This is a genomic window from Hahella sp. NS-SX17 (genome assembly GCF_057367735.1).
In genome coordinates this window covers 626,155-651,940 of the sequence record NZ_CM170632.1, presented here as the reverse complement: position 1 = coordinate 651,940, position 25,786 = coordinate 626,155, and the positions used below count along the sequence as shown (strand labels likewise).

General features: G+C 57.5%; 16 protein-coding genes and 1 pseudogene. 7 read left to right on the top strand and 10 right to left on the bottom strand.

Annotation, left to right across the window (positions count from 1 at the left end; translation table 11 throughout):
- Positions 1–34: 34 nt before the first annotated feature.
- The 3 genes from mnmH to AC2IBB_RS02950 all read right to left on the bottom strand — a co-directional run bounded on the left by mnmH (position 35) and on the right by AC2IBB_RS02950 (position 2,731).
- On the bottom strand, positions 35–1,174 hold the full coding sequence (gene mnmH / locus AC2IBB_RS02960; RefSeq protein WP_486331422.1) for a tRNA 2-selenouridine(34) synthase MnmH: 1,140 nt from the start codon (positions 1,172–1,174) through the stop codon (positions 35–37).
- The gene (gene selD, locus AC2IBB_RS02955; RefSeq protein WP_486331421.1) at positions 1,175–2,215 is read right to left on the bottom strand and encodes a selenide, water dikinase SelD; all 1,041 of its coding nucleotides are present in this window, start codon (positions 2,213–2,215) and stop codon (positions 1,175–1,177) included.
- A gap of 72 nt (positions 2,216–2,287) precedes the next feature.
- Positions 2,288–2,731 carry a hypothetical protein gene (locus AC2IBB_RS02950; RefSeq protein WP_486331420.1) on the bottom strand — a complete coding sequence of 148 codons (444 nt, stop codon included), beginning with the start codon at positions 2,729–2,731 and terminating at the stop codon, positions 2,288–2,290.
- Positions 2,732–2,942: 211 nt separating this feature from the next.
- Here AC2IBB_RS02950 and AC2IBB_RS02945 point away from each other — a divergent pair, with 211 nt between their 5' ends.
- From AC2IBB_RS02945 to AC2IBB_RS02935, 3 genes and pseudogenes are all read left to right on the top strand, one after another.
- The gene (locus AC2IBB_RS02945; RefSeq protein WP_486331419.1) at positions 2,943–3,275 is read left to right on the top strand and encodes a hypothetical protein; all 333 of its coding nucleotides are present in this window, start codon (positions 2,943–2,945) and stop codon (positions 3,273–3,275) included.
- Between the two features lie 173 nt (positions 3,276–3,448).
- Positions 3,449–4,033 (top strand): hypothetical protein, encoded by a 585-nt coding sequence (locus AC2IBB_RS02940; protein ID WP_486331418.1) that lies wholly within the window; start codon positions 3,449–3,451, stop codon positions 4,031–4,033.
- Between the two features lie 478 nt (positions 4,034–4,511).
- Positions 4,512–4,641 (top strand): annotated as a pseudogene (locus tag AC2IBB_RS02935) (helix-turn-helix domain-containing protein); the annotation flags it as partial.
- Positions 4,642–5,217: 576 nt separating this feature from the next.
- Here AC2IBB_RS02935 and AC2IBB_RS02930 read toward each other — a convergent pair.
- The 6 genes from AC2IBB_RS02930 to AC2IBB_RS02905 form a co-directional block, all read right to left on the bottom strand.
- A complete protein-coding gene (locus AC2IBB_RS02930) occupies positions 5,218–7,455 on the bottom strand; it encodes an ATPase, T2SS/T4P/T4SS family (protein WP_486331417.1) in 2,238 nt (745 codons plus the stop codon).
- 7 nt (positions 7,456–7,462) lie between these two features.
- Complete coding sequence (locus AC2IBB_RS02925) at positions 7,463–8,650, bottom strand: sensor histidine kinase (RefSeq protein WP_486331416.1); 1,188 nt, start codon at positions 8,648–8,650, stop codon at positions 7,463–7,465.
- Between the two features lie 22 nt (positions 8,651–8,672).
- Positions 8,673–9,323 carry a GTP-binding protein gene (locus AC2IBB_RS02920; RefSeq protein WP_486331415.1) on the bottom strand — a complete coding sequence of 217 codons (651 nt, stop codon included), beginning with the start codon at positions 9,321–9,323 and terminating at the stop codon, positions 8,673–8,675.
- 106 nt (positions 9,324–9,429) lie between these two features.
- A complete protein-coding gene (locus AC2IBB_RS02915; RefSeq protein WP_486331414.1) occupies positions 9,430–9,918 on the bottom strand; it encodes a GNAT family N-acetyltransferase in 489 nt (162 codons plus the stop codon).
- A gap of 127 nt (positions 9,919–10,045) precedes the next feature.
- On the bottom strand, positions 10,046–10,909 hold the full coding sequence (locus tag AC2IBB_RS02910; RefSeq protein ID WP_486331413.1) for a nucleoside-specific channel-forming Tsx family protein: 864 nt from the start codon (positions 10,907–10,909) through the stop codon (positions 10,046–10,048).
- Positions 10,910–11,356: 447 nt separating this feature from the next.
- A complete protein-coding gene (locus tag AC2IBB_RS02905) occupies positions 11,357–14,338 on the bottom strand; it encodes a M14 family metallopeptidase (protein ID WP_486331412.1) in 2,982 nt (993 codons plus the stop codon).
- A gap of 469 nt (positions 14,339–14,807) precedes the next feature.
- On the opposite strand from AC2IBB_RS02905, the gene recC reads away from it, so the two are divergent.
- The 4 genes from recC (at position 14,808) to AC2IBB_RS02885 (ending at position 24,226) form a co-directional block, all read left to right on the top strand.
- Complete coding sequence (gene recC, locus AC2IBB_RS02900) at positions 14,808–18,029, top strand: exodeoxyribonuclease V subunit gamma (RefSeq protein ID WP_486331411.1); 3,222 nt, start codon at positions 14,808–14,810, stop codon at positions 18,027–18,029.
- Positions 18,026–21,571: an exodeoxyribonuclease V subunit beta gene (gene recB / locus AC2IBB_RS02895; RefSeq protein ID WP_486331410.1), complete on the top strand. Its 3,546-nt coding sequence runs from the start codon at positions 18,026–18,028 to the stop codon at positions 21,569–21,571. Before recC ends, recB begins: the two co-directional genes overlap by 4 nt.
- Positions 21,568–23,505 (top strand): exodeoxyribonuclease V subunit alpha, encoded by a 1,938-nt coding sequence (gene recD, locus AC2IBB_RS02890; protein WP_486331409.1) that lies wholly within the window; start codon positions 21,568–21,570, stop codon positions 23,503–23,505. The genes recB and recD overlap by 4 nt, the downstream gene beginning before the upstream one ends.
- Positions 23,506–23,779: 274 nt before the next feature.
- Positions 23,780–24,226: a CBS domain-containing protein gene (locus tag AC2IBB_RS02885; protein WP_486331408.1), complete on the top strand. Its 447-nt coding sequence runs from the start codon at positions 23,780–23,782 to the stop codon at positions 24,224–24,226.
- Between the two features lie 87 nt (positions 24,227–24,313).
- On the opposite strand, the gene AC2IBB_RS02880 is transcribed toward AC2IBB_RS02885, so the two are convergent.
- Entirely contained in the window at positions 24,314–25,771 is a 1,458-nt protein-coding gene (locus AC2IBB_RS02880) for an aminoacyl-histidine dipeptidase (RefSeq protein WP_486331407.1), read from the bottom strand.
- Positions 25,772–25,786: the final 15 nt, after the last annotated feature.

Sequence of the window (25,786 nt, the reverse complement as noted above, 5' to 3'; positions counted from 1 at the left end):
CCCGCCCTTTGGCATTGCGACCGCTATGCGCCGGTCAAAGTCGCTCGTCCCTCAATGTCGTCATCGTCGCCGACGCGTGCGCGAAATAATCGCACACCGCCGCCGCATCCCCACGAAAACAAATACGCTCCGTACGCTTGTTCAGTTGATAGGCGTACATAGGATCATAATAGTCTTCCAATAAACATCTGATCCAATCCCTGTGCGAAGCGGGGTCTCCCCGCCGATGCCGCGCCAGCGCCGCCTCCAGCATCTCGCCCAGTTGTTGATAGCGCAACCCGCCCAAGCGCGTGCGGATGTTGACCATTGATTGACGCAGATCGTCGGCGAAGCGCTCGAAGCCTTCTTCCTCGCCCTGGCTGCGCCGCCACTCGTGCAATTTATGCAGAATATAGTTACGAAAACTGTGTTCCACTCGTTGTTCCAGCGCGACTTCAACCACCACCAGCGGCGCTTGCGCCATGGCCCGCCGCAGACACTGCGGCAATGCGCAGCGACCAATCAGATGACTTTCGTCCTCCAGCAGGAGCGGCGCGTCCGCAAAGCTATGACGCTGACGCAACAGCGCCACCGCCAGAGCGTTCTCAAAGTCGATTTGCGAAGGCTGGCCGTCTGCGCGGCGGCCAAAAGCGCTACCGCGATGATGGGCCAGACGCTCCAGATCCACCGCTCCCGGAAGACGCATAAGCAGATCAGTCTTACCGCTGCCGGTATGTCCCGCCAGCAGAACGAAGCGGGCTTCCTGGCAAATCCTTTCCAGCGACTCAATCAGAAAGCGTCGCATGGCCTTATATCCACCTAGAATACGAGGGTACGCTACGCCGCTTTCCGCCAGCCACTGCTGACAAATACGGGAACGCAGACCACCGCGAAAACAGTACAGATATCCCTGCGGATGCCGCTGCGCGAACTCCCGCCAGCTCTGCACCCGCGCCTCTTTCACTGCGCCATGCACCAGCCGGTGTCCCAACGTCATCGCCGCCTGCTGGCCATGACGCTTATAACAGCTTCCCACCTGCGCCCGCTCGTCATCGGTCATCAGCGGCAGATTAACGGCGTCGGGAAAAGCGCCTTTGTCAAACTCCACCGGAGCGCGGGTGTCGAGCAGCGGCGCGCCGGACAGGAACACATTGAGGTAGTCGTCCGTATCCTGTCTGTCACCTGATTCGGTCATTCACACCACCTCGATGCGCGGCCCGTCGCGATAGGCCTGCAAAGTTCCTATCAGCGCAGGCGCGATGCCAGCGTCCTTCAATATGCGCTCAAGCGCGTCTCTGCCTTCAGGAGCGACAGCGATCAGCAGTCCTCCGCTGGTCTGGGGATCGCAGAGCAACAGACGTTGTTCCTCCGTCATCTCTCCCAGACGCGCGCCGTAACTGTCGAAATTACGCCGCGCGCCGCCGGGAACGCAGCCTTGCTGGATGTAGTCCAACACTGGCGGCAAGCGGGGAATGGCGGCGTAATGCAATTGCGCTTTCAGTCCGGAACCTTCGCACATCTCCAGCAAGTGCCCCATCAGTCCGAACCCGGTCACGTCGGTCATCGCGCAGACTTCCGTCAAACGCGCCGCCTCTGCGCCGACCCGGTTCAACGCGCACATTTGCTCAAGAGCCAAGTGGGCATGTTGCGGCTGAAGTTTCTTTTGCTTTTGCGCGGTGGTCAGCACGCCGACGCCCAGTGGCTTGGTGAGATAGAGCAGACTGCCGGGGACAGCGGCGTCGTTGCGTTTGAGGTGTGCAGGTGTGGTGGAGCCGGTGACCGCCAGTCCAAAAATGGGCTCCGGCGCGTCGATGCTGTGCCCGCCCGCCAGCATGATTCCCGCTTCATGGCAGGTGTGGCGTCCGCCTTCCACCACACGCTGGGCAATCTCCGCTGGCAGGGCATTCACCGGCCAACCGAGGATGGCCACCGCCATCAAAGGCTCGCCGCCCATGGCGTAGATATCGCTGATGGCGTTGGCGGCGGCGATGCGTCCAAAGTCGAACGGGTCGTCGACGATGGGCATGAAAAAATCCGTGGTGCTGAGAATGATGCGCCCGTCGCCCAGATCATAGGCGGCGGCGTCATCTTTCGACGCATTGCCCACCAGCAGCCGGGGATCGTTGATGGGCGGCAATTGAGAAAGAAGAATACGGTCGAGAATTGCAGGAGAAATCTTACAGCCGCAGCCAGCGCCGTGACTGAATTCCGTGAGCTTGATCGATGCGTCTTGCATACGCCCCTCCGTTGACGATGGAAGGACATATGATAGGTCTTCGCCGGGGCCTTGTCACAGCGCTGAGCGCCGCTATGCCGACTGCGTCGCGACTTCCCTGGAGACGGCTCGGGAAAGCAGAAACCCACACCACCACAAGGGCGCAATGACCAAAACGGTGGAAAGAATATCAGCGACGCTATGGTACTCCTGATACAGCATCAGCAATGCGTATCCCAGCAACCCGATCAAGGCGGGAATACGCAAACGCGGCGCGGCGGCGATCAGGCTGAGGGTAATGACAATCGCCACAGCGGAGTGCGTGCTGTAGTCCATGCCCAACGCGGGCCATATATCAAGGGTGTGATCAACCCACCGCACCGTGTAGGCGATAGCCAGCCCGCCAAACAGCGTCAGCGCCAATCGACCTGCCGCCGCCCAGCGACGACGCCACAGGGTGAACGCCAGCAGCGCCAGCGTCACAAGGCCAAGCAAAGGGTTAAAGCTGTCGGCGATAGCATCGAGAATTGCGTACACGGGAAGATCACTCCTTGAAGACGGAAGGGAAATGGCGCAAAGCGGCTAAGTTACCATAACCATGCTTGGACTGAGTATGGCTCGACGTAATGAGTCCGCGAACGGTTCCCGCGTAAACATACGCCCTGCCCGCAATTGCATTTTCGTCAGGGTGGATTATGATCGTCGGGCTCGCACCAGACCTTCAGCCCAACCAGCGCGTGGAATTCACATGTCCGAAGTCGTTCTAACCAATCTCAACCTGTTCACCGTCCTGTTCGTGATCTTTTTCGCCAGCGCGAGTTTCATGTTCATGCAGATTTTTTTTCATGACGCCAAGATGGGGCTGGTGTTCCTCGTTGGACTGGTGATCGCCGGCACCGCCTCCGTCATGTTCAAGCCCTTGGCGATTCCCGCCCTGTCACTGGCCCTGATCGCTTTCGTCGCGCTGATTCTGATCAACCTGTACAAATACTATAAAAAGCCCCAGTTCTACGCTCCCGCCCTGGGCATGCTGTTAAGTCTGGCGGTTGGCGGCGGAGTGATTCTGGCCTTGCAGCAGTGAACCAGACCAGTTATCGCCAGTGGTTTTGTCGAGGTACTTTTTAACGCCTCCGCTGCGACATATTCCCACGCACAGTCTCTTTCCCAGGTCTAAGCTTGCTGTGTTCCGGCGCCACGCGCCAGAGCCCGCCCGGCGGCCGGACATGCCGCCCTTAAGCAATGGAGACAGCAAATATGGAACGAGTCAGCGGATCTCTCAGCCATTTAATTCAGTGGCTACGCCCATCACAAACACTGACGAGGTTGTTGCAAGCCAGCGCTTTCACGCTTGCGACCGGTTTTGTGGGCGCGGCCTGGGCGGCTTCGCCGTGGACGGCGGTCGGCTCCGCCGGCGTTGTCGACGAGGCGGACGCGGCGGAGGTTAACTTTTCCAGCGGCGTCGCCCAGATCAATGGCGCAGCATCCAGCAGCGTTACTTTACGGTATAACGTCACCGCCATCGCCGACCTCGATAATGGCGGCGTCAATAAACGCCTCAGCGCCCGTTTTCGCGATAATGGAAGCGACGCCAGAGTGCTGTTGTCGCTACGCCAGTACAACTTCAACACCGGCGTCACCACCACCCTGTTGACCCTGGACAGCAATACCCGTCCCACCAGTACCGCCTTCCAGACCCACAGTGTCAGCGACGGCTGCTGGACCACTAGCTTCGACTTCACGCAAAACGCTTACTACATCGAAGCCGTCCTCAGCCGAACCAGCACTGCCGGAAGCCCCGGCCTGGCGATTCTCAGAGTTGAGGATGCGGATCTTTGTTGAGGTACAGGGAAAATTACGGGACTTAAAACTATGAGTCTCGCCAGGGAAGGCGGGATTCAATATGACAAGAGTAAATGAACTTACACTTACTATTTCCCAATTTTCCCTTCAAAAATCAGAGGTGGTAAAGGCAAACATCATCGTACCGAATCAGATTGGTGAGGCGTATAAGCTGGAGAAACTGGAAACCCTATTACCTTGGAATGTGGAGTTGGCTTCAGAAAAAGTGCCTCAGTATGGGCAAGTATGTTGATTTAACGGCGGGTACGAATCAGCAATTCCGGCTTACCGATGAGCTAAAAATAGCAACGCCTCGTAACCGGGAAGCGGAGCTTCAGTACAACCATGAACTGGCGCTGGCGGACAACCAGATTCTGCGAGCGGATACAGAAGGGAGAATAAGCAGAGATATCGCGGAGACTGCTGCGTTCAAGGACGGGCTTAAAGAGCAGAGCCAAACTTATGGGATGTCGCGACCCGAACGGTCGGCAATTATCTGGCCGCCTGGGGGTTCACGCCGCAGAAGCCGACGAAAAAAGCGTATGAGCAAAACCCATCTCTAGTCGAGAAGTGGTTGAAGGAGGACTACCCGGTCATCAAGGGACGAGACAGGGCTGCGAAGCGACGCCCAACATGGGCGAGGCTAGCGCCCCAAGGGAAAACGCCGGTGATTCGCCTGAACGCCAGGCATATTATTTCCGTGAGTTTCACGTACATGCTCCCACTATACTAGAGAACCTCGGACAAACTACCTGTGTTGCCATCGTGGCGCCAATAATCAGCTCAAAAGTTTTATCGAGAGCACAATAGAGATCCTCAACAACATAGGGGTTCACTACTCGTTCAATGTGGAAAATAGAAGTATATCGTCAGATGACATCACTAACTGCAGGCACTTTCTTCCCAGGTTTGACTGCGATAATTTTGCTCACGGAAAGGCTTCGTAGTTATTTTCAAAAAGTCTTAGAGGCTCCGGTTATATTATTAGTCAGGCAGACAAATAGCTTCCTTCTACTTTTCTGAAACGACAGGGCCTGCACATGTCAGACCCTGTCTCCCGCGGTTAGCCGCCGCAACTCCTTCAATACACCCATCAATTTTGAAGGCGAAGTATCCCCCTTAAAGCATCGTCAAAAAGCAATCTTGCGCTATACAGATCACTCTCAGGACCAAGAGTGTTCAGGCTAGATTTCAATCTGCGTTCCCAGCACCCGCAGGACTTCGTAGGTGGTGGTGAGGCCGTTGTGGACGCGGGATTTGGCGTCGGCGACGAGGGTGATCAGGCCGTTGGCGACGGCGATGTCGTGGAGTTCTTTACTGGATGCGCCGTTGGCGATGTGGTGGCGCAGTTCTTCTGTGATGGTAAGAACTTCATACAGCCCAATACGGCCTTTGTAGCCGTGATTGCACTTTTGGCAACCGCGGCCGTGGTAGGTTTTCAGGTGCGGATCGTCGAAGAGCGGACCCAGCAGGTAAATATCCTCTTCATTGGGGGGGACTTCTTCACGGCAGTGGTCGCAGATGCGCCGTACCAACCGCTGCGCGATGATGCATTCTAACGCCTGCGCCGCAACAAAAGGTTTGATTCCCAGATCCAGCAAGCGGGCGATGGTGCCTATAGAAGAGTTGGTGTGCAGCGTGGAGAACACCAGATGTCCGGTCAAGGCGGCATGTAACGCGACTTCAGCGGTCTCGAAGTCGCGGATTTCTCCCAGCAAAATGATATCCGGGTCCTGTCGCAGAATAGCGCGCAGAATGGAAGCGAAGCTCAAGCCGATTTTCTCCCGCACCGACACCTGCCCGGCCATGTCCAGATAAAATTCCACCGGGTCTTCGATGGTGACGTAGTTCTTTTCCGTGGTGGCGTTATGCTGCAATAACGCATACAGCGAGGTGCTTTTACCACTGCCGGTGGGCCCAGTGGCGAGAATCATGCCCTGGGGTTTATTGATGGCGGCTTCCATACGTTTGGCGTTGAGTTCCGACAGCCCCAGATGGGTCAGGTTTTTTACGGAGGAGTTACGCTCCAGCACCCGCATCACCACTTTTTCCCCATTCAACGTGGGCAAGGTGGAAATACGCAAATCCACCACCCGCATGGGCGTTTTCACCGTGATGCGCCCGTCCTGAGGGCGTCGACGTTCGGTGATGTCCAGCTCGGACATCACCTTGATGCGCGAGACCAGAGACATATGCATGTTATGCGGGATGCGAATCTTATCCTCCAGCACACCGTCGATCCGGTAGCGCACAATGACCTGATTAGTGCGGGGATGCACATGGATATCGCTGGCGCCAAGGCGTAGCGCCTCAATAATAATGGCGTTGACCAAACGCACCGCCGGCGGCTGTTCCGTCTGGCTGAGCAGATCTTCCAGAGAATCGTCGTCTTCATCTTCGATCACCACCTCAATGCCTTCAAAGGGATCGAGGCCTGTCACCACGCTTTCCAGCTCTTTGATGGAGGTTTCCTCTTCCTCGAACAACTCGGCGAGTTTCATCTCCATCGCGCTGACGGTGGCCACCACAGGGTCGATCTGCATACCGGTGGTAAAGCCCAACTCATCCACCAGCTCCACATTGAGCGGGTCCGCCATCGCCAGCAGGAGGCGCTTACCGTTGACTCTCAGGGGAATGATAAGTTGCTTCTGACACAGAGATTTGGGTATGAGCGACAATGTGACTGGTTCAATTTGAAATTCAGCCAGCGCCACTTCTTCAAAGAACATTTCCTTTTTCAGCAACTGCACCAGCTTACGTTCATCAATCCATTGTTTTTCCAGCAACAGTTTGATCACTGTCTCCTTGCGGCTCTGCTGCAGCTTGAAGACCTCCTGCACCTGCTGTTTGTTCAACAGATTGTGCTTGTGCAGCATGATCGCCAGCTGGCTGCGGTTTTGTTGCGCCAGCTTGCTGAACGCCTGCAGATCTTTTTGCTGTTTGGCGTTGGTCTTTTCAAGCTCCTTGTTTTTCTGAATGAGATCATACTGCTCCAGCGCCAGAGCGACGGTGATACGCAAGTCGTCGTCATTCCAGGGCTTGAGAATAAAGCGATATACCGCGCCCTCGTTGATGGCGGCCATGACCGCAGTGGTGTCCGCCTGTCCAGTCAACATAATTCGAATCGTATCCGGGGACTGCTCCTTCACCTTACGCAACAGGTCCGCGCCGGTCATGCCCGGCATCATATAGTCGGAAATCAGCAGGTGAACGCGCCTCTGGCTGATAATGTCCAACGCTTCCTGCGCATTCTTTGCGGTCAGGATGTCATAGCTCTCCTTACGAAAGACACGGCTCAGTGAGTTCAGCACCGCCGGCTCGTCATCCACTAACAATACGCTATATGACACACTGGTTTTTTCTTTGTCCCCAGTCTGACTGGCGTCCGGGTTATTGACGAACAAGGATGCGAATTTCGACATAGTTCAGTTACCCGGGCGCATCTGCGTTCACCGGCAATTCGATGTAAAACCGACTGCCTTTGCCCGGCTCGCTGGCGATGCGGACATCCCCGCCGTGAGCGCGGATGATGTCCCGACACAAAGTCATGCCGAGCCCCGTGCCTGACCCCACCGGTTTGGTGGTGAAGAAGGGTTCGAAAATGCGGTTCAGGGTGTCCTCATTCATGCCGCAGCCAGTGTCTGCAATCAAAATCTGAACGCCATTTGCGCCTGGGCCGCACTGCACCAGGATTTCACCCCGCTCGCCAATGGCTTGCACCGCATTCAGCATGATGGCGTACACCGCCTGACAGAACGCAGAGTAGTCCACCCAAAGCGGCGGCGTCGGTTCGTACTCCTTGCGCAACCGAATATGGCCGCCCATCAGCGGTTTTGCGAGGTTGCAGACGCTGTCCATCAGTTCCTCTATAGCCACTTTCTGGCGCGAGCCTCCATCCGTACCGGCGAAGCCCTTCAGGTCCTTGACGATCTTCGCGACACGCGCCACGCCGTCCAGCGTGTCGCCCATCAGGATATGCAGATCCTTGATGACAAAGTCCAATTCATAGCGGCTGAAAATCGCCTTCACATCGTGGCCGCGCGACATTTCCGCCAGCGCATCGCTGATGTCATGCAAATAGCCTTTACCTGAGTTCAGGTTTGACTGGATAAAGCCCAGAGGGTTGTTAATCTCATGGGCGACGCCAGCGCCAAGCTGTCCCAGTGCGCTCAGTTTCTCCGCTTCGTAAACCTGCTTGCGACGCAGCTCGATCTGCGCCACCTGCTCCTCAACCCTGCGTTCAAGCTGCTCCGCCAGTTCCCGATATCGGGCTTCCGATTCCTGCAGCGCTTGATGTTTCAGCTGCAGCTCCTCGTAATCCTGCTCCACCACATGATGATGCAGGGAGGCCGCCAATCGGTAACGGGCGGCCTGATGCAGGATGGCTTCCACCAGCTTGCAGGCGGCTTCCGCTTTTTCTTTGGGGGCTGAGGCGACTAAATAGGCGACTGTGCGGATCTGATAGCGGATAGGCCAGACGTCAGCGTCTGGCCTATCCTGCGCGGGGACGATACTGGCGGACGTATCCAACAGCGGCGACAGTCGACTTTGCAGCGACTCGATGTCCTTAGGCGTCAATAGATCGGCAAGTGTGAATTCAGGGTCAATATCATTCACGAGATGGCGCCCCCTGCTTCTGTTATTTTCCCAGCAAGCCAGAAACAAACGCCTCCCGGCTCAATTGATGCGCGCCAGCCAGCCCATGCTCTTCATCCAGCGCCGGGTATACCCGTTGCAGCAACAGCTCCAGCGTCTCCAGCACTCCCTGATTCTGCAAGGCGCTGGCGAACACCACCGGCCACCAGGGGCTGGGCTCCCAGCGCTCGCGGATCTCCTGCTCGCTCAGAATGTTTTTCAGGTCGCGCTTATTAAACTGCACGACCAAAGGCAGGCGCTCAAAGTCTATGCCTACGCGGCCGGCGTTGGCGGCGAGATTCTCAAAGGATTCAAGGTTGGTGTGACTTTGGTTGTGCTGGGAGTCCGCAATAAAGGCGACGCCGTCGGCCCGGGACAAAACGGCTTTGCGGGTGCTGTCATGCTGCACCTGTCCCGGAACGGTGTAGAGCTTGAGTTGAATCAACAGGCCGCTGGGCGCTTCAAAGCCGAGGGGAAAAAGATCAAAGAACAGGGTGCGGTCTTTTTGCGTCTCCAGCACCATCATCTCGCCTTTCAATTCCGGCGAGGATAGCTCATGCAGCGCGCCAAGATTCGTGGTTTTCCCGCTCAGCGCCGGTCCATAATAAACCAGCTTTAATGTCAATCGATTCGTCTGTTCATCCAGCTCCGCCATAATGCTCCTTCCCGGCAAGACTTCTCCGGCTGGGATATTCCTATCCCTCAGTATAGAAGACTTCCTCATTGGTGCTGAATTTAATAGGCGGGGCCGGAAAGGCGGCTCAGTCTGTCTCCGTCAGGTATAAGCGCATGCCGCGAGCCTGGTAGTTGGTCAAGGCTCCGGGATGGTCAAGTGAGCAAGTATGCACCCACACCCGTGCAGCGCCCCAATTCCAGGCTTCACGAATACACTGGGTAAGAAAATAGCCGCCCAGTCCTTGGCCGATGAATTTGGGCGCCAGCCCAAAGTAAGAGATCTCTACCTGTCGTTCAGGCTGCTTCTGCAATTCGAAATACCCCGCCGGCGAGCCTTTCACGTATGCCACCCAGGTGCGCAGGTTCTCATTTTCCGCATATTCCCGCCACTGGTCATCGCTCCAGGACAGCTTGTCCGTCCATCCCCAGGCGCCGCCCACCAATGTGTACAGGAAACGGCTATATTCGAACTGCCGGATTTCACATTCCATGATCTGCAACTCCGCGACCGGGCTTTTCGCGCGGATGTCTGACGGAGAAGTCATTTCCAAATAGTAAGTGGAGACTGTCTGCATTTTCCCTTTCCTGAAGTCGTTTCCCTGCCTGAAAAAGGAGACGAATCCCAAGACGTCGCTGCGTCTTCAGGTCGTTCGGACTCGCCTCCGAAATCCGGCGCCGCGTAACACGGCGCGTAGACTGTCGCTAGATTTTGTAGGTCAGGTTGAAGTAATGGCCAACGCCGGTAGTGTCCTGGTCCGGGCCGGCAAATCCCGGCGCACCGTCCTCAAACTGGGTCATATTGCGGTATACCTTGGCGCCATACCCCACCGCCCATTGCTTGGAATGGTACCAGATGCCCAGGTAGGACTGGAATGAGTCGGAGGACCGGGCCGGGTCATCGTCGCCCAGATCCGAGGCGAACTCGTAATCTGCGTAGCCCTGGAAAGCGACAAAGTCATCGCCATTATGGTAGAAGGGTTTGAACCAGTTGATGTGGGCGACATAACCGTCCCAACTGCCTTCATTTTTCGCGCCGTAGTTCTCGCCCACATAACGAGCATATACAGCGATGCCTGTTTTACCCAGCCAGGGCAGCTCCGTATCTGTGCCAATCCCCGACCACAAGACCTGCAGACCGCCGTGTGGGCCTGTGTCAGCCATCAGCAGGTCAAAAGCGAGATACCATTCTTTAACCGGACCGACTGACAGATCCGTTCCGGTGAGGTAGTCGATGGAAAGACGGGGCTCGATATCCGCGAAGAAGTTATCGCCGCGATTTTTATCGGAATTGCCTGAATCGCCTAAAATATCCAGAAAATCCACATAGCCGAAAAAGTCCAGGGCGCCGGAGCGGCCGCCAAACTCGATTTCAAAATAGGTGTCGTCGAACTTGTAAGGTCCGCCACGCTGATCAATCCCTCGATAAAGATGCCAGTTCATCCAATGATAGTCCGCGGCGTGAATATCTTCCGGAACTTCTACAGCACTCGCAGCTGAAGAAATAAGCAGACCGGCGATCAATGCGCCGCTTGCTGCGGCCAGGGCCGACTGTTTTTTGAGAGTCATGGATACTCCTACTTCTGTGTTTGCTTTGTTTTGATTGTTTTCCTGCAAATACATCACAGCGCGGGGGAAGCGACCGCCCCCCTGCGACGTAGCCGGATCGCTCCGCCTCGCCGCCCCACATATGCAGTCGTCTCCCCGCGCTGTGTGTATTTATCGACAGGGAGCAGAAGAGCAATATGCGCGCCAACGACAATGATGACCGGCAAATATTGACCTTTTAGTCAACAATTTGCAATTTAAATGCACAATTTGAATGATTTACGAACAGACGAAAGTCACATTCATGCCTGAAAACAGGGCGTGAAAAATAACTTAGCCCCAAATCGGCGCAGTACGTAAAAGGCGGCGAAGGATATAGACGAAAGTCTAAGTCTGCAAGAAAGCGAAAAGGAAAAAGGGGCGCCCGCAAACGCGGGCCCCCCTCTCAAAGAGTGGAATAGCCTGACATTACAGACCGAAGTAGTTCATTGAACGCTCAATCAGCTTCACGCGGTTTTCGTAACCGTCGACGCCTTCCAGTCCGAAGCCCATATAGATGGTGTCTTCATCACGGATGACGGGACCGTCAACGAAGCCTGCGCCTTCAATGTTTTCCCAGTTATTGATATTGAACGCGCCATCGGGAGCGCCTGGCTCCCACTGACCGAAGCCGTCTTCGAAGTCTTCCGCATCGTTCTCACCAACTTTTACATCATCGACGAACACGCCCAGGCCCTGAGTGCCCCAGTCAGACGCGTAGGTAATGTAGATTTCGACAGTTTTACCCGCATAGGCGGACAGATCGAACAACATGGTGCGGAAACCGGCGCTGCTGCCGCTCATGGCGTTCCACTGGCCAGTGGTTCCAGTCGGATTACAACTTGCGTCCATGTAGTGAGCCAGTGTCGGATGCAGGTCAACCCAGCCGGAGGTGCAGCTTTCGCCGGTATTCTGACTGGTCAAACCGTTGGCTTCCGGCAGAGTGGTCCAGTTGTCGCTGCCCTGCTCGGCGATTTCAACAAACACAAAGTCCCAATCCGCTTCAGTTTCATGGGCCATGTTGAACGTGATGTAAGGCGCATCTGCAGGCACTTCGATGGTTCCGCCCAGACGTTTGTAGCTCTGATCCGCTTGCTGGCTGTACACATAATGCGTGCCGGAAGTGGGATTGAAGCCGCCGCCAGGACGATCATAGGTCGCCGCCAGAGTCTGGTGATACTCGTCCACAAAGCTGCTGGTGACCAGGAAGCTGTCTGGCGTCTGCTGGTTGTTGGCGCTGTCGCCGCCGTTCAAGGAGAAACGCAGGCCCGCCATGATGGGGTCGTCATCCTGACCCACGACATCCAGCGCATTGCCCTCTTTGCCCAGACCGGACGTTTCCAGATGCAGGAAGGCGCCCATGTAGTACTGGAAGAAGTCATCGTTGAACTGGGCATACACCGTGGAGGCTTCGGACAGTCCCTGGCCAGTAGCCATCACTTTGCCGTCCCAGTAGTTGATGTATTCGCGCGCCTGCAGCTTCATCTGCTCGTGCGCCTGATAACCTTCCAGCACCGTCGATACATAGTCGTCGCCGGTATACCAGATCACCGCGTCATAATGACTCATGACCTCACGCGCTGGAGGCACCGCGCCCCTGGCGTCCACATCCCACACGTCATAAGTGTAGCCGGCCCCGTCAAGCGCATCAGTATAGTAAGTCAGATAGTTCGGAGCGGTATTGTTCTCATACACAGGGTATTCGCCGGTGTAATCCTCCGCCGCCACCACCAGCACTTTCGCGCCGCTGGCTTTTTCTACGGTGTAGCTGTAGGGACCGAACTCCTCGCCTTTCACTGTCTTGACCCAGTAGGTGATGGTGCTGCCGGCGGCTTGTCCGCGAACTTTCGCTTCATAGCGATTGAAGTAAGTACCCTGTTCCGTGTTGTAACGGTCGCCGAACTTTCTGCGGAAACGAGTCAGCTTGGGCGGACCGCCATCGACTTGATACACCAGGAAGCTGCGGTCGCCGATGCGGCGCTTGGCCAGGATATCGATGGACTGAGACGCGCCCCAGGAAGTGGTCAGCGGCTCGTGATAGACGTCCTCGGTCTCGATACCCACTGCGGAAACAGGATCATCCGGTCTTCTTGCGCTTTCTGCGAGAGTCAGCGCGAACTCCAGATTATCGTTGAAAACCGCTTGCAGCATTTTTTCATCGTCAGGGAATTCAAAGCCGTAGGCGTTGCCTTCTTTGTCCTGACCGGAGGTCAGCTCCACCGTATAGGAAGGAATGCCCAGCGCGCCGTAGGACCAGTCAGTAAAATCGCCGTTAGTGGTGTACAGGTCGGCGCTGACGCCGGGATCATACCCCGCTTCGATGATGCTGTCGTAAATCGCGGGATTGTCGTCCGTACCCGCCTGCGCTACGAAAATGGGATTGTCGAAGCTAGGCGTCTGCACCTGCCATCCAAAGGGATACAGAATCAAGTTACTGTAAGTGTGATAAGACAGCGTAAAGCGGAAGTCATGAGCTTGAATAAAGCTGGTCAGCGCTACCGTTTCCGGCTCACTTTCCGCTTCGGGTCCGCGATAGGTCTGATCAGACATAACCGGGCTGGAACCCTCATCGTCAAGCCCCCAGTGCTCAGCGAAGTTACGGTTCAGGTCAACGCCGTCCTGCAGCGTGATCTGGCCGTCGCCGTCGTTATCACGCAGGTTTTTCCGCCATAGACGCTCGTTGGTGAAGGTGTACTCGTAACCATCCGGGTTCGCCACCGGCATAATCCAAAGTTCATTACGATTCAGTAGCTTAGTAACGCGTTCAATCTTACCGTAGTTCTCGGTCAGATAGTCCAGGTAGCGCATGGCCATTTGCGTCGCCACCCATTCGCGGGCGTGATGCGTGGCCACATAGAACACTTCCGGCTTTTTGCGTCCGGGTGGCTGATGGCTGACGCCATAACCTTCCTTCAACACGCCTCCGCGATCGAACCAGCGCTCCCACCAGGTCTTACGGCTCAGTTTGGCGACAATCAACGGGCGTCCCTGATGGGACTCGCCGATTTTATACAGCGTCACCAGTGCAGGGTATTTTTCCGCCAAAGCATATAGACGATCTTCGATGCCCAGTTCCGGTTCATCAAAGCTGTGATAAGCGGTTTCGCCGCTGGCGGAGAAGGCGGAGCGGAACTGCGACGTCATCTGCATCGGCTCCCACTTGATGCCAGCTTTATTCAGCTTTTCCTTATCAATGGGAGACAACACCGCTTCCACCGTAAAAGATTCCCCTTTCACGCCCGCGGTCAGATTTTTCAGTTTGTGGTAATGGACGATGTCGAGGCCGAGTTTCTTGGCTGATTTCAACTCATCGCCGCTGTTGAGAGTGATACGCGCCATGCTAAGTTGCCCGGCCAGCGCGACCCCCGGCAGTATCGTGCAAATCAAGGCTAGCCATCTAACTAATTTCATGATGTTTTCCTTATTCATGGTTATCGTTAACGGAAAGTTAGTTCGGACTACTGCTAGACTACGGCCAAGGGGGTGAGGGGGAGCCCTAAGCACTCGATCCATGTGCCGTTACAGGCCTTTCGCGGATAGGTTTCCGGCTGGGTCAACGTCGTTTAACCGGTCAAATGGGGTAACCGGCGGGAACAGCGCTTTTGGGAAAACCTAACAGCAGGCGCTAACGGACTGCACTTACCTCTATATGTGATAGGAACTCAGCTTGATATAGCGGTTTTCCACTATATCCTTATAGCGATTTTAAATATAAGGGAAAATACCTAACGACGACGCTGAGACGGCGCACGCCGCGGGTTTGACCGATTGACCAGGAAAATGATTTATCCATGCAGCCATCCTTGGATTTCCTTATACTCCTAGCGAAAATGATAAATAGCTCACACACAATTTCACGGTCATCGTTTACGCCTCCTTCATGCTGAAAATCTACTACAGCAACCGTCAGGAACAGCTGCTCGCCTTGCTCGCCGACGCCCTCGCACGCCCCAAAGCCAACCCATTGCAAAGCGACATACTGATCGTACAAAGCCAGGGTATGAGCCGCTGGTTGAGCCAGCAATTGGCGGAGATCAACGGCGTGGCCGCCAACCTGGAGTTTCAACTGCCGGCGCAGTTGATCTGGCGGCTGGCGCGGCTGTGTCGGAACGACTTGCCGGAACGGCACCCCTTTGATAAATCCATCCTGACCTGGCGGCTCATGCAGCTCGCGCCGACATTACCGGACAGCGGCGAATTCGACGCCCTGCATCGCTATCTTCACACCGGTCCCGACCGCAAGTCTCCAGACCTGCTGCGCAATTACCAGCTTAGCCAGCGCATCGCCGATGTCTTCGATCACTATTTGATGTATCGCCCGGACTGGCTATCAGAGTGGGAGCAAGGCCTGCCAACCGAAGCCAGCGGCAGCGAACACGCCTGGCAGATTGAGTTATGGCGCGGCCTGACCCGCGACAGCGACTCGCCGCACCGGGCCCGCGTGTTGCAGGAGTTGGCCGGGCAGTTGCCGCAGCATGTGGATCAGCTGCCCCCACGTCTGTTCGTTTTTGGCGTTCCCTATATGGCGCCGGCTTATCTGGACGTGCTGCAAAACGCGGCGCGTCACATAGAAGTGCATATGTATCAGTGGAACCCCACAGAGCATTACTGGGGCGACATCGCTTCCCGCAAGGACATCAGCCGCATTCGCACCCGCGACGGCGCAGAAGTGTCAGGCCTGTACGATGAAGGCCATCGCCTGTTGGCCTCCTGGGGTAAACCGCTGCGGGACTACCTCGATGTGCTGCAGGACGTGTCCGTTACGGAGGCCGACTGTTACGTTGCTCCGCCGCAGCCGCAAACCTGGTTGCAACATCTGCAGGCGGACGTTTTCAACCTGCGTCAGGACGCTTGGCCTGAACGCTCGGCGGACGACCGCTCCTTACAAGTGCATCAGTGCCACAGCGCCTTGCGCGAAGTCGAGGTGCTGTACGATCAGTTGATGGATCTGCTGCAGAAGGATCACAGCCTATCCCCTCGGGATATCGTGGTGATGACGCCGGATATCGGCCAGTATGCGCCTTTGGTCGAGGCCGTCTTCGGCGCGCAGATAGGGCCGCGCAGGATTCCCTGGTCCCTCGCTGACCTGAGCCGCTACAGCGACTTTAATCTGGTGCAGTCGGTATTGCAGTTGTTCGATCTGCTGCCCGGCCGCTTCACCGCCTCGGAAGTGCTCGGCCTGCTGGAAATTCCTGCTGTGGGTCGCCGCTTCGGGCTGGATGAAGAGTTGTTATCGCGCCTGCGCCAATGGTTGCAGGAGGCGTCCATTCGCTGGGGACTGGATGCGGAGTCGCAACAGGCGTATGGCGTCGACTGCGCCGATCAGTTCAGCTGGAAGGCCGGCATCAAACGCCTGCTCCTGGGCTTCGCTCTGCCCGATGCAATGCAGATGTACCAGGACGTAGCGCCTTACCCTCATATCCAGGGCGGCGATGCGGACAGTCTGGGCGCGCTGTCGCAACTGATCGACACCCTGGCGCGCTGGCGCGCTCAAATCGCCCGCGGTCAGACGCCCCAGCAATGGGCGGACCTCATACACAGCTGGATGAATGACTTGTTCGATCCAGATCGGGATGAAGAACAGGCCCTGCAGGTCGCCCGCGAGGCGGTGCAGGAATGGCTCCAGGAGACCCAGACAGCAGGCTTCGAGCAGCCCTTGCCGCTGGCGGTGGTGAAACAGGACTTACGCCGACGTCTGGACAGCCCGCTACGCCGTCAGAGTTTCCTTACCGGGGCGGTGACCTTCTGCGCTATGGTGCCCATGCGCAGTATTCCCTTCCGGGTTGTAGCTGTGCTGGGACTGAATCACGATCAGTTTCCGCGCCGCCAGACACAGCCCGGCTTCGACCTGATCGCCGCTTTCCCACGCAAGGGCGACCGCGCCCGCCGCGAGGAGGACCGCTTTCTGTTTCTGGAGGCGTTGCTGGCCGCCCGTGACGTGTTTTATCTGAGCTATGTCGGACGCAGCATCCGCGACAACAGTGAGTGTGCCCCATCCGTCATTCTCAGCGAATTATTGGACGCCATACAGGAACAAGGCGGCGTGGAGGCGATGCAGCGCATCCTCACAGAGCATCCGCTCCAGCCGTTCAGCCCTCACTACTTCACCGCCGAAGGCGCTCATTTCAGTTACCAGTCGGAATGGTTGCCAGCCTTACACGGCCGCCATAGCAAGCAGGATTTTCAGGCTTTCTGTCCTGAAGCGCTGCCGTCTCGGGAGCGCGAACCCTTCGCCACAGACCAGCCAGTGGAGCTGGATAGCCTGCGGCGCTTTCTGCGCAACCCAACCCGGTATTTCGTACAGCAACGGCTCAATATATTGCTGGACGCTGGCGACCTGACTCAGGACAGGGAGCCTTTCGATCTGGCGGGCCTGCACGGTTTCCAGGTGAAAGAGTTATGGCTGCAAGAGCTGATGAACACAGCGACGGAGGAGGAAGCGGAAAGCTATCTGGAAGCCAAGGGACTGCTGCCTGGCGGCGCCGTCGGCGCCATCAGTCGCAAGCAGACGCGACAGCAATTGGGAGCCCTGCGCGAACAGGCCCGTGAGCTGTATGGCAAAGACCGCATTGAAATTACCCCGGAGAAATTGGGTCTGCCATTGCGCGGCGCGGTGGCGGGCATTGGCCCGCGTGGCCTGCTGCACCTGACCACCGCCTCCTGCAGCGCATCCCGCATGCTGCTGCTATGGCTGGAGCATCTGGCGTTATGCGGCGTCACTGCCGACGCGCTGGCCCGTCCCAGCTTTCTGGTCTGCAATCAAGGCGTTGGACACTACCGCCCTGTCGCCCAGGACCAGGCCAGAAAACGACTGGCGGAGCTCATGGAGCTGTTGTCCCAAAGTGAGAACGAACCGGTGCGCTTCTTCCCCAAGACCTCTTTGAAATATGTGGAAACCAAAAACAATCCGCGCAGCCGCAGCGAACCCATTAACGCCGCCCAGAACTGCTGGCTGGGCAGCGAATGGCTGCCCGGCGAACTGGCGGATGCGCATCACTTTTTAGTGTGGCGTTTTGAGGCGGAAACCTTAAATGAACGCTTCGTGGCGCTGGCGGAAAGCGTCTGGGAGCCCGCGCTGGAACACTGGGAGGCGCCCGCATGAGGCCGCTGGACCCAATCGCCATCCCATTGCAGGGCGTACAGCTCATCGAAGCCAGCGCCGGTACGGGGAAAACCTACACCATCACCACCTTGTATCTGCGTCTTCTGCTGGAGCGCCAGCTCGACGTCAGGCAAATCCTGGTTGTTACTTTCACCCGCGCCGCCACGGAAGAACTGCGCACCCGTATTCGCCTGCGGATACGCGAGGTCATGCAGACCTTACAGGCGCATGCGGAAGCGGAAATCCCGGAATGGCTTGCCCCCTGGCGCCATCCAGAGCGCAACGAGGATGCTCTCGCTCTGCTGCAGCAGGCGCTGCTGAATATGGACGAGGCGTCTATTTTCACCATTCACGGTTTCTGCCAGCGCGCCCTGCAGGATAATGCGTTCGAAAGCGGTTTGCTGTTTGATCTGCGCCTGCAGGAAGACCTGGGGCCCTTGCTGCAACAGGCGGCGGAAGACACTTGGCGTAAACTGTTTTACACGGACCGACTGCTGGCGGAGCTGGCGCAGGCCAAGTGGGGCGAGCCTGCGGAAATGCTGAACGGGCTGCGCAGCTATCTCGCCCAAAGCGATCTGGAGCTGATTCATTCCGAAGTCGATCCTGACAGGCTCAGTAATCTGGCCGCCGAACTCAAAGCCCAATGGCGCAATCAGGGAGACGTCCTCAGTGCAGCGGTGCGGGACGCAGCGGATAACAAAATTCTTGGGCGCGCAGAGAAAACCTATCGGGAAGATAAGCTGAACGATGCCGTTCTCAGCCTCACCATATGGAGCCGCACGGAGGAGCAGATGACGCTGCCGCCCGCCGCTGCCCTGTTCAGCCAAACCACGCTCGACGCCGCCATTCTCAAAAAAGCGGCGGATAAAGGACTTGGCGCGCCGCAGCACGCCTTCTTCGTCTCCCTGGACCAGTTCCTGAGCCAACAGGCGCAGCTGGACGCCTGGCTGGTGGGCGCTACGCTAACGACTTTCAAAGAAGTGCTGCAACGCCTGAAAACCCAGGCGGAAATTCTTGGCTTCGATGATCTGATCGGCAGCTTGAAGGACGCCCTCCAAGCCGCCACCGGGCCACAGTTGCGGCAGGCGCTGCAACGCCGTTATCCCGTCGCCCTGATTGATGAGTTTCAGGATACTGACCCGTCCCAGTATCGCATCTTCTCTTCTCTCTATGACGCCGCCGACAACAACGCCACGCTGTTCATGATCGGCGACCCCAAACAGGCCATTTACAGCTTTCGGGGCGCGGATATTTACGCCTACCTGCAAGCCAAACAGCGCACGCCCCAGGCTAATCGCTACACCATGGACACCAACTGGCGCTCGCGTAAGGAGCTGGTGGCGGCGGTTAACGAACTGTTCGGGCAATGCGCCAATCCGTTCCTTTTCGCCGGCGACATTGAGTTCATCCCGGTACAGGCCGCTGGCGCCGCTGACGCATCCACGCTGACATTGGACGGCGCTCCAGTCACACCATTGCAGGCCTGGCTGCTGGAGCGCGAGGCCAGCGGCAAGCCTGTCAGCAAAGAGCAGGCGCGACCGCACCTGGCGCAAATCACCGCCAGTGAGATCGCCAACTGGCTCAACCTGGGAGAAAGCGGCCGGGCTCGTCTGGGCGAGCGACCGGTTAGCGCTGGCGACATCGCTGTTCTGGTGCGGGACAACAATCAGGCCCGCATCATGTCGGAGAAGCTTTCCGCCGTCGGCGTCAGCAGCGTGTTTCTAACTCGGGAAAGCGTCTATCAGAGTGAAGAAGCCACCGACTTGTTACGCCTGCTGCGCGCGTTACTGGAGCCCAATGACGAACGACGCCTGCGCGCTGCGCTGGTGACTCTGAGCTGGGGCTGGACTGCTGCGGAACTGGAAACCCTGGCGCGGGACGAGCAGCGCTGGGAAGGCATGCTGACGTCGCTGCATCAGCTACGGGAAGAATGGCAGGATACCGGCTTCATGCCCATGTTTCAGAAGTGGCTGCAGACTTTTAGTGTGGCCGCCAGACTGCTGGGCCTGCCGGATGGCGAACGCCGCCTCACTAACCTGCTGCAATTAGCGGAACTCTTACAGCAGGCGGGGCGCGATTACCCCACACCAGAGCGCCTGCTGGCCTGGTACCAGGGGCAACTGGAGCAGGCCGACGGACGCGGCGACGAGCATCAGTTGCGTCTGGAAAGCGACGAAGCGCTGGTGAAAATCGTCACCATACACAGTTCCAAAGGACTGGAGTATCCCCTGGTGTTTCTGCCGTTCCTGTCTTTTGGACGCAGCGGCAAAGACAATTACCTGATGTGTCACGACCCGGAGCGGGAACACCGTTTGGTGCTGGATCTCAGCGGCGGCGACCGGCTGCAGGAGCAGGCGGAGCGGGAACGCCTGGCGGAGGACCTTCGCCTGCTCTACGTCGCGCTGACCCGGGCCAAACAATTGTGCGTCTGGGCCTGGGGAGCGGTCAATGAGTTCCAGTACGCCGCCATGACCTGGTTGCTCTATGGCGGCGCAACAGACAATTTGACCGACTGGCTGGCGTCCCTCAAACCTCTGGACGATGCTCAACTGGCGGAGCCTTTGACCCGCCTTGCGGCGCAAACGGACTTTTGCTGGAGTCCGGCGCCGGACCCGATCCACCATCGCCATGACGCCGGGGCAGGCGCTGGACAATGGCGGGCCCGCCCCGCCCAGCGGCTGGTGGAGCAGAACTGGCGTTTATCCAGCTATTCGCAACTGGCCGCCGGGGGCGGCGGTCGTCATAGCGAAGAACCTTTGGATGAGGCGGAGCCGACCCAGGACGTCCAGCCCCGTCTGCAGCCGGACGTCGACGATATATTCCAGTTTCCCAAAGGCGCCTGGGCTGGACAGTGTTTTCACCATATTCTGGAAAATATGCCGTTCCAGGTGGAAAGTCCCGACATTCTGCATGAACTCGCCAGCCACAGCCTGCAGCAGCATGGTTTTGGCGAAGAATGGGTTCCCTGCGTGGCGGAGCAAGTATGGCAGGTGGTGAATACGCCTCTGCGGCGGAACGGCGTTGCGCCCTTCTCGCTGTCGCAACTCGACAAGGCCGACATGCAGGTGGAAATGGAGTTTTTGTTTCCTGTGACGCTGATACAGCAAACCCGTCTGGCGCAATTCCTGGCGAACTACTCCGGATCGGAAACGCCGGTAAATTTGAACGTCGCCGCCAATGAAGGCTTGATGCATGGTTTCATCGACCTGACCTTTCAGCATGAAGGGCGCTTTTATATTGTCGACTACAAGGGCAGTTGGCTGGGCGAAACGCGGGAGAGTTATGCGCAGGACAACCTACGCAATGAGATACTCGCCCATCGCTATGACTTGCAATACCTGATTTACACGCTGGCGCTGCATCGCTACTTACAGCGCAGCTTGCCCGAATATGATTACGAAGCCCATTTTGGCGGCGTTTACTATTTGTTTTTACGGGGGATGCACAGCCAGCAGCAGCCTGAGTTAGGGGTGTATTTCGACCGCCCCTCTTACGATGCTGTCGTCGCCTTCGCAGAAATCTTACAGGGAGAGCCGGCATGAGCATCGCCCATCTCATCGACGCCGCTCGCCAAAGCAATCTGCTGCGCCCGCTGGACTATTATCTAGGCCAACAGTTCGCCGAAATGGCGATGTCGGCGACTGAAGAGCAACGAGAGCTACTGGCGCTGACAGTGGCGCTGACATCCAACGCCCTGGCCAACGGCCACACCTGTCTGGACCTGTCGCAATACGCCGGCCGCTCGTTGTGGCCGGAGTCGGCGGAAGAAGACATACGCGCCTTTATCGCCCCCTCACTCAAATTATGGCGCGAAGCGTTACTCGCCAGCGGCCTGACCCAGGCGGATACGGAGGTCGGCGAGGCCGGCCCGGTCAGCCCCAGCGTACTGGACGGTCGCCACTGTTTCTATCTGGCCCGCTATTTCGAATATGAACGCCAGCTCGCCGGATTACTGCAACAACGCATCGCCAATCACACCGCATTCCCGCCCGAACAGGTGCGTCAGGCGTTGCTGCGCTTCTTTCCCTCCGTCGTCGCGGAGGATCGTCAGGCGATTGCAGCGGCCGTGGCCTGTCGCCAGAGCTTCACCGCCATTGTCGGCGGCCCCGGCACGGGAAAAACCACCACTGTCGCCAAGCTGTTGGGTATGTTGGGAGAACTGTCCGACCCGCCTCCGCGCATTGCGCTCGCGGCGCCGACCGGCAAAGCGGCTGCGCGTCTGATGGAGTCCATCCGCAACGCCAAGGCGCAACTGGCGGACAGCCTGCCGCATCCAGAGCGGATTCCCGACACCGCTTACACTCTGCATCGTCTGCTCAAAGTCCGCGGAGACGGCAAAGGCTTCGTTCACCACGCTGGTCATCCGCTTCCTGTGGATTTGTTATTGATAGACGAAGTATCGATGGTGGATCTGGCGATGATGCTGCGCACCGTGGAAGCGCTGCCTCCCCATGCCCGCCTGATGTTGTTGGGCGACAGCGAACAGCTCGCCTCCGTGGAGGCCGGCAGCGTCATTGGCGATATCTGCTCGCAACGAAGCGTCTCTGGCGTCAGTTCAGGTATGGCGGAGTATCTGCGCCAGCTTGGCCTGACGCCGCCCTACCCGGCGGACAAAGAAGCCGCGCCTGTGGCGGACTGCGTCATCCGTCTGGAAGTGAGTCATCGTTTTCACGCCCGCAGCGGCATCGGCCGCTTGGCGCAGGCGATAAATGCAGGAGACCCGGAAGCCGCTCTGCAAGTATTCAAACAGCCGGAGTTTGAGGATGCGGACTGGGAAAATCTACCGCCCTCGCAATTACAGTCGATCATCCAGCAGAGCGCCGCCAGCGCCTATGAACCTTACTTTAAAGCCAGTTCTGTGAAAGCCGCATTGGAAGCCATGAATCGCTTCCGCATTCTCTGCGCAGTCAAAGAAGGCCGTGGCGGCGTGCAGGAAATCAATCAGTGGGTGGAGGCCGCGCTGCAGCGCAAAGGTCTGGCTCCGCGCTACCAACTGCACTATCACGGTCGTCCCATCATGGTGACCCGTAACGACTATAGTCTGGGCTTGTTCAACGGCGATGTGGGACTGATCTGGCGCGATGCGGCGTCTGGCCAGCTCCGGGCCTGGTTTCCGGATGCGGACGGTCCTCTGCGCAGTATCCCCTTATACCGCCTGCCCGCTCATGAAACGGTTTACGCCATGACGATACACAAAAGTCAGGGATCTGAGTTTGACCATTGTGTGGTGGCGCTGCCTGAAACCGATCAACCGGTGCTGACGCGGGAGTTGTTATACACGGGGGTCACTCGCGCCAAGAAACGGATCAGCGTGTGGGGGCCGCGTCACCTGTTAATCAAGTCCATCAAACGTCCCACCCAGCGGATGTCCGGGCTCGCCCGCCGAATCTGGGGCGAGCCCGCGCCGAACGACCCCAGCGCGGATAATCCGCCGGATGCAGCCTCCGGCGACGGCGTGCAATTAGATTTATGGTAATCCTAAACACGGACGGAGCTTAGAACTCCCCCCTTAGCATGTGAGGCAAACTTTAGGCAATGATTGGGCTGTCCCAAAAGCGAGCCGAAGCATACACTAGGGGTTGTCTGTGTAACAGCGTCAACGCTGCAAAGCTCTACACGCCCAGGCTGGCTATACTTCCTGGAATGACGCCGAAATATCGCCAGGCCCCGGGTAACGGCGGGTTTGACTCGCATCAAGCCATTCCGACGCCGGTTCCATTACCTTAAAGCTTACGCAATTGGAGGTAAGCATGATCCTGATGAAAGATGTAATGAGCCATCCCGTGCATACACTGTGCACCGAGAACAGTCTCGCTGATGCGCGCAAAATGATGCAGGAACAAGGCATTCGCCATATTCCGGTCGTCAACGCTAAGCATAAATTGGAGGGGCTCGTCACCCAGCGCGACGTCTTCGCCGCCATGGACTCCTCCGTGTATGACATGCCTCCAGAGTTAATGGAGGCCCATGAATCCGAAATTCCCGTCACCCAGGTAATGCGCACAAAAGTCGCCACCGCCAGCCTGGATACGCCCATCCGTAAAGCAGCGGAGTTTTTGCAGACTAAAAAGTACGGCTGTCTGCCAGTGGTGGAAAACGGCCATGTGGTAGGTATTTTAACGGGAGGCGACTTTATCAAGATCGCCATCAATCTGTTGGATCTGGTGGAAGTGGAGCCGGAAGAAGAGCCCAGCTGACTGACAACGCAACCGGCGCCAACGAAACCGGTGAGGTGACGTTAGCGCTGGGAGCCCGTAAAGGCGCCCGCCAGCTCAATGCCTGTTTCAGGCGGGTTTGGCCAGATGCGCCAGCGCCGCTTCCAGAAACTTCCAGAAATTCGCCACGCTTGGCGCATGCACCGCCTCATCCGGCGAATGCGCGCCGCGAATGGTCGGCCCGAAAGAAATCATGTCCCAGTGGGGATAATTAGCGCCCAAAATACCGCACTCCAGACCGGCATGGATCACCTGGATTTTGGGGACAACGCCCACAACCTTCTCATGCAGACGGGTCAGGTTCTCCAGCAAACGAGAGTTCTTGTCCGGCGCCCATCCCGGGTAAGAGTTACCCACAGAGGTTTCCGCGCCCGCCAGTTCAAAAACGCTCGCCAGGGATTGCGCCGCGTCGTCACGCAAAGAGTCCACCAGACTGCGCGCCAGGCAGTGTACTTCGATGTGCCCCTGATCCATCACCACTCGCGCCAGGTTGTTGGAGGTTTCCGTCACGCCGGGGAAGTCCGCGCTCATTCGGAACACGCCATGGGGACAGGCGAAAATCACACGCTGCAGGCGGTCCACGATATCTTCCGGCAACAAATCAGCGGGATCAGTTTCACTGATGGTGAGATGTAAGTGCGGCTCAACGGACTTCAGTTCCTGCATGAACAACTGCTGCAGTTCACTGATGCGCCGGGCGATCGCCTCGCCTTGCTCAGCAGGCGCCGCCACTACGGCGAAGGCCTCACGCGGAATGGCGTTGCGCAGGGTGCCGCCGGTCAACGAGGCCACCCGCATCGCGGGAAACTGTTTACGTATCTGATCCAGGGCGCGATTCACCAGCTTCAACGCATTGCCGCGCCCCGAGTGGATATCCAGCCCTGAATGACCTCCGCGCAGCCCTTTCAGCGCAATGCGCCAGTATTGTCGGCGGTCGTCCCGAGGCTCCGCCTGATAAGTGAAACGCCCGCCAATATCAACGCCGCCGGCGCAGCCGATGTATAATTCGTTTTCTTCTTCAGTGTCCAGGTTCAGCAGTAAAGAGCCCTGTAATACGCCGCCCTGCAATCCTTTGGCGCCGCTCATTCCTGCTTCTTCATCCACAGTCAGTAAGCCTTCCAGCGGGCCGTGGACCATGTCTTTGGACGTCAGAACGGACAGGATAGCCGCCACACCAATGCCGTTATCCGCGCCCAGCGTCGTGCCGCGGGCGCGCACCCAGTCGCCATCGATGTAGGGTTGAATCGGGTCCTTGCTGAAATCGTGAGGGGAACCTTCGTTTTTCTGCGGCACCATATCCAGATGGCTTTGCATGACCACGCCAGGAGCGTCTTCATAGCCGGGCGTCGCAGGTTTGCGGATGATCAGATTGCCGACCTGATCCTCAATGATTTCCAGTTCATAATCAGCCAGGGCGTCTCTAATACGGGATTTGAGCAACTGCTCTTGTTTGGAAGGCCTGGGGGTATCGCACAGGAGCTGGAAAAAGCGCCATAAAGGCTGCGGGGTCAGGTCGTTTAAACTCATAATGTCGCCAACTTA

Excerpts from the sequence above, each read along its gene's own strand:
- AC2IBB_RS02880 (WP_486331407.1), bottom strand. The coding sequence starts at position 25,771 with ATGAGTTTAAACGACCTGACCCCGCAGCCTTTATGGCGCTTTTTCCAG.
- selD (WP_486331421.1), bottom strand. The coding sequence starts at position 2,215 with ATGCAAGACGCATCGATCAAGCTCACGGAATTCAGTCACGGCGCTGGC.
- AC2IBB_RS02905 (WP_486331412.1), bottom strand. The coding sequence starts at position 14,338 with ATGAAATTAGTTAGATGGCTAGCCTTGATTTGCACGATACTGCCGGGG.
- mnmH (WP_486331422.1), bottom strand. The coding sequence starts at position 1,174 with ATGACCGAATCAGGTGACAGACAGGATACGGACGACTACCTCAATGTG.
- AC2IBB_RS02915 (WP_486331414.1), bottom strand. The coding sequence starts at position 9,918 with ATGCAGACAGTCTCCACTTACTATTTGGAAATGACTTCTCCGTCAGAC.
- recC (WP_486331411.1), top strand. The coding sequence starts at position 14,808 with ATGCTGAAAATCTACTACAGCAACCGTCAGGAACAGCTGCTCGCCTTG.
- AC2IBB_RS02910 (WP_486331413.1), bottom strand. The coding sequence starts at position 10,909 with ATGACTCTCAAAAAACAGTCGGCCCTGGCCGCAGCAAGCGGCGCATTG.
- AC2IBB_RS02930 (WP_486331417.1), bottom strand. The coding sequence starts at position 7,455 with ATGTCGAAATTCGCATCCTTGTTCGTCAATAACCCGGACGCCAGTCAG.
- AC2IBB_RS02920 (WP_486331415.1), bottom strand. The coding sequence starts at position 9,323 with ATGGCGGAGCTGGATGAACAGACGAATCGATTGACATTAAAGCTGGTT.
- AC2IBB_RS02940 (WP_486331418.1), top strand. The coding sequence starts at position 3,449 with ATGGAACGAGTCAGCGGATCTCTCAGCCATTTAATTCAGTGGCTACGC.
- recB (WP_486331410.1), top strand. The coding sequence starts at position 18,026 with ATGAGGCCGCTGGACCCAATCGCCATCCCATTGCAGGGCGTACAGCTC.
- AC2IBB_RS02945 (WP_486331419.1), top strand. The coding sequence starts at position 2,943 with ATGTCCGAAGTCGTTCTAACCAATCTCAACCTGTTCACCGTCCTGTTC.
- recD (WP_486331409.1), top strand. The coding sequence starts at position 21,568 with ATGAGCATCGCCCATCTCATCGACGCCGCTCGCCAAAGCAATCTGCTG.
- AC2IBB_RS02885 (WP_486331408.1), top strand. The coding sequence starts at position 23,780 with ATGATCCTGATGAAAGATGTAATGAGCCATCCCGTGCATACACTGTGC.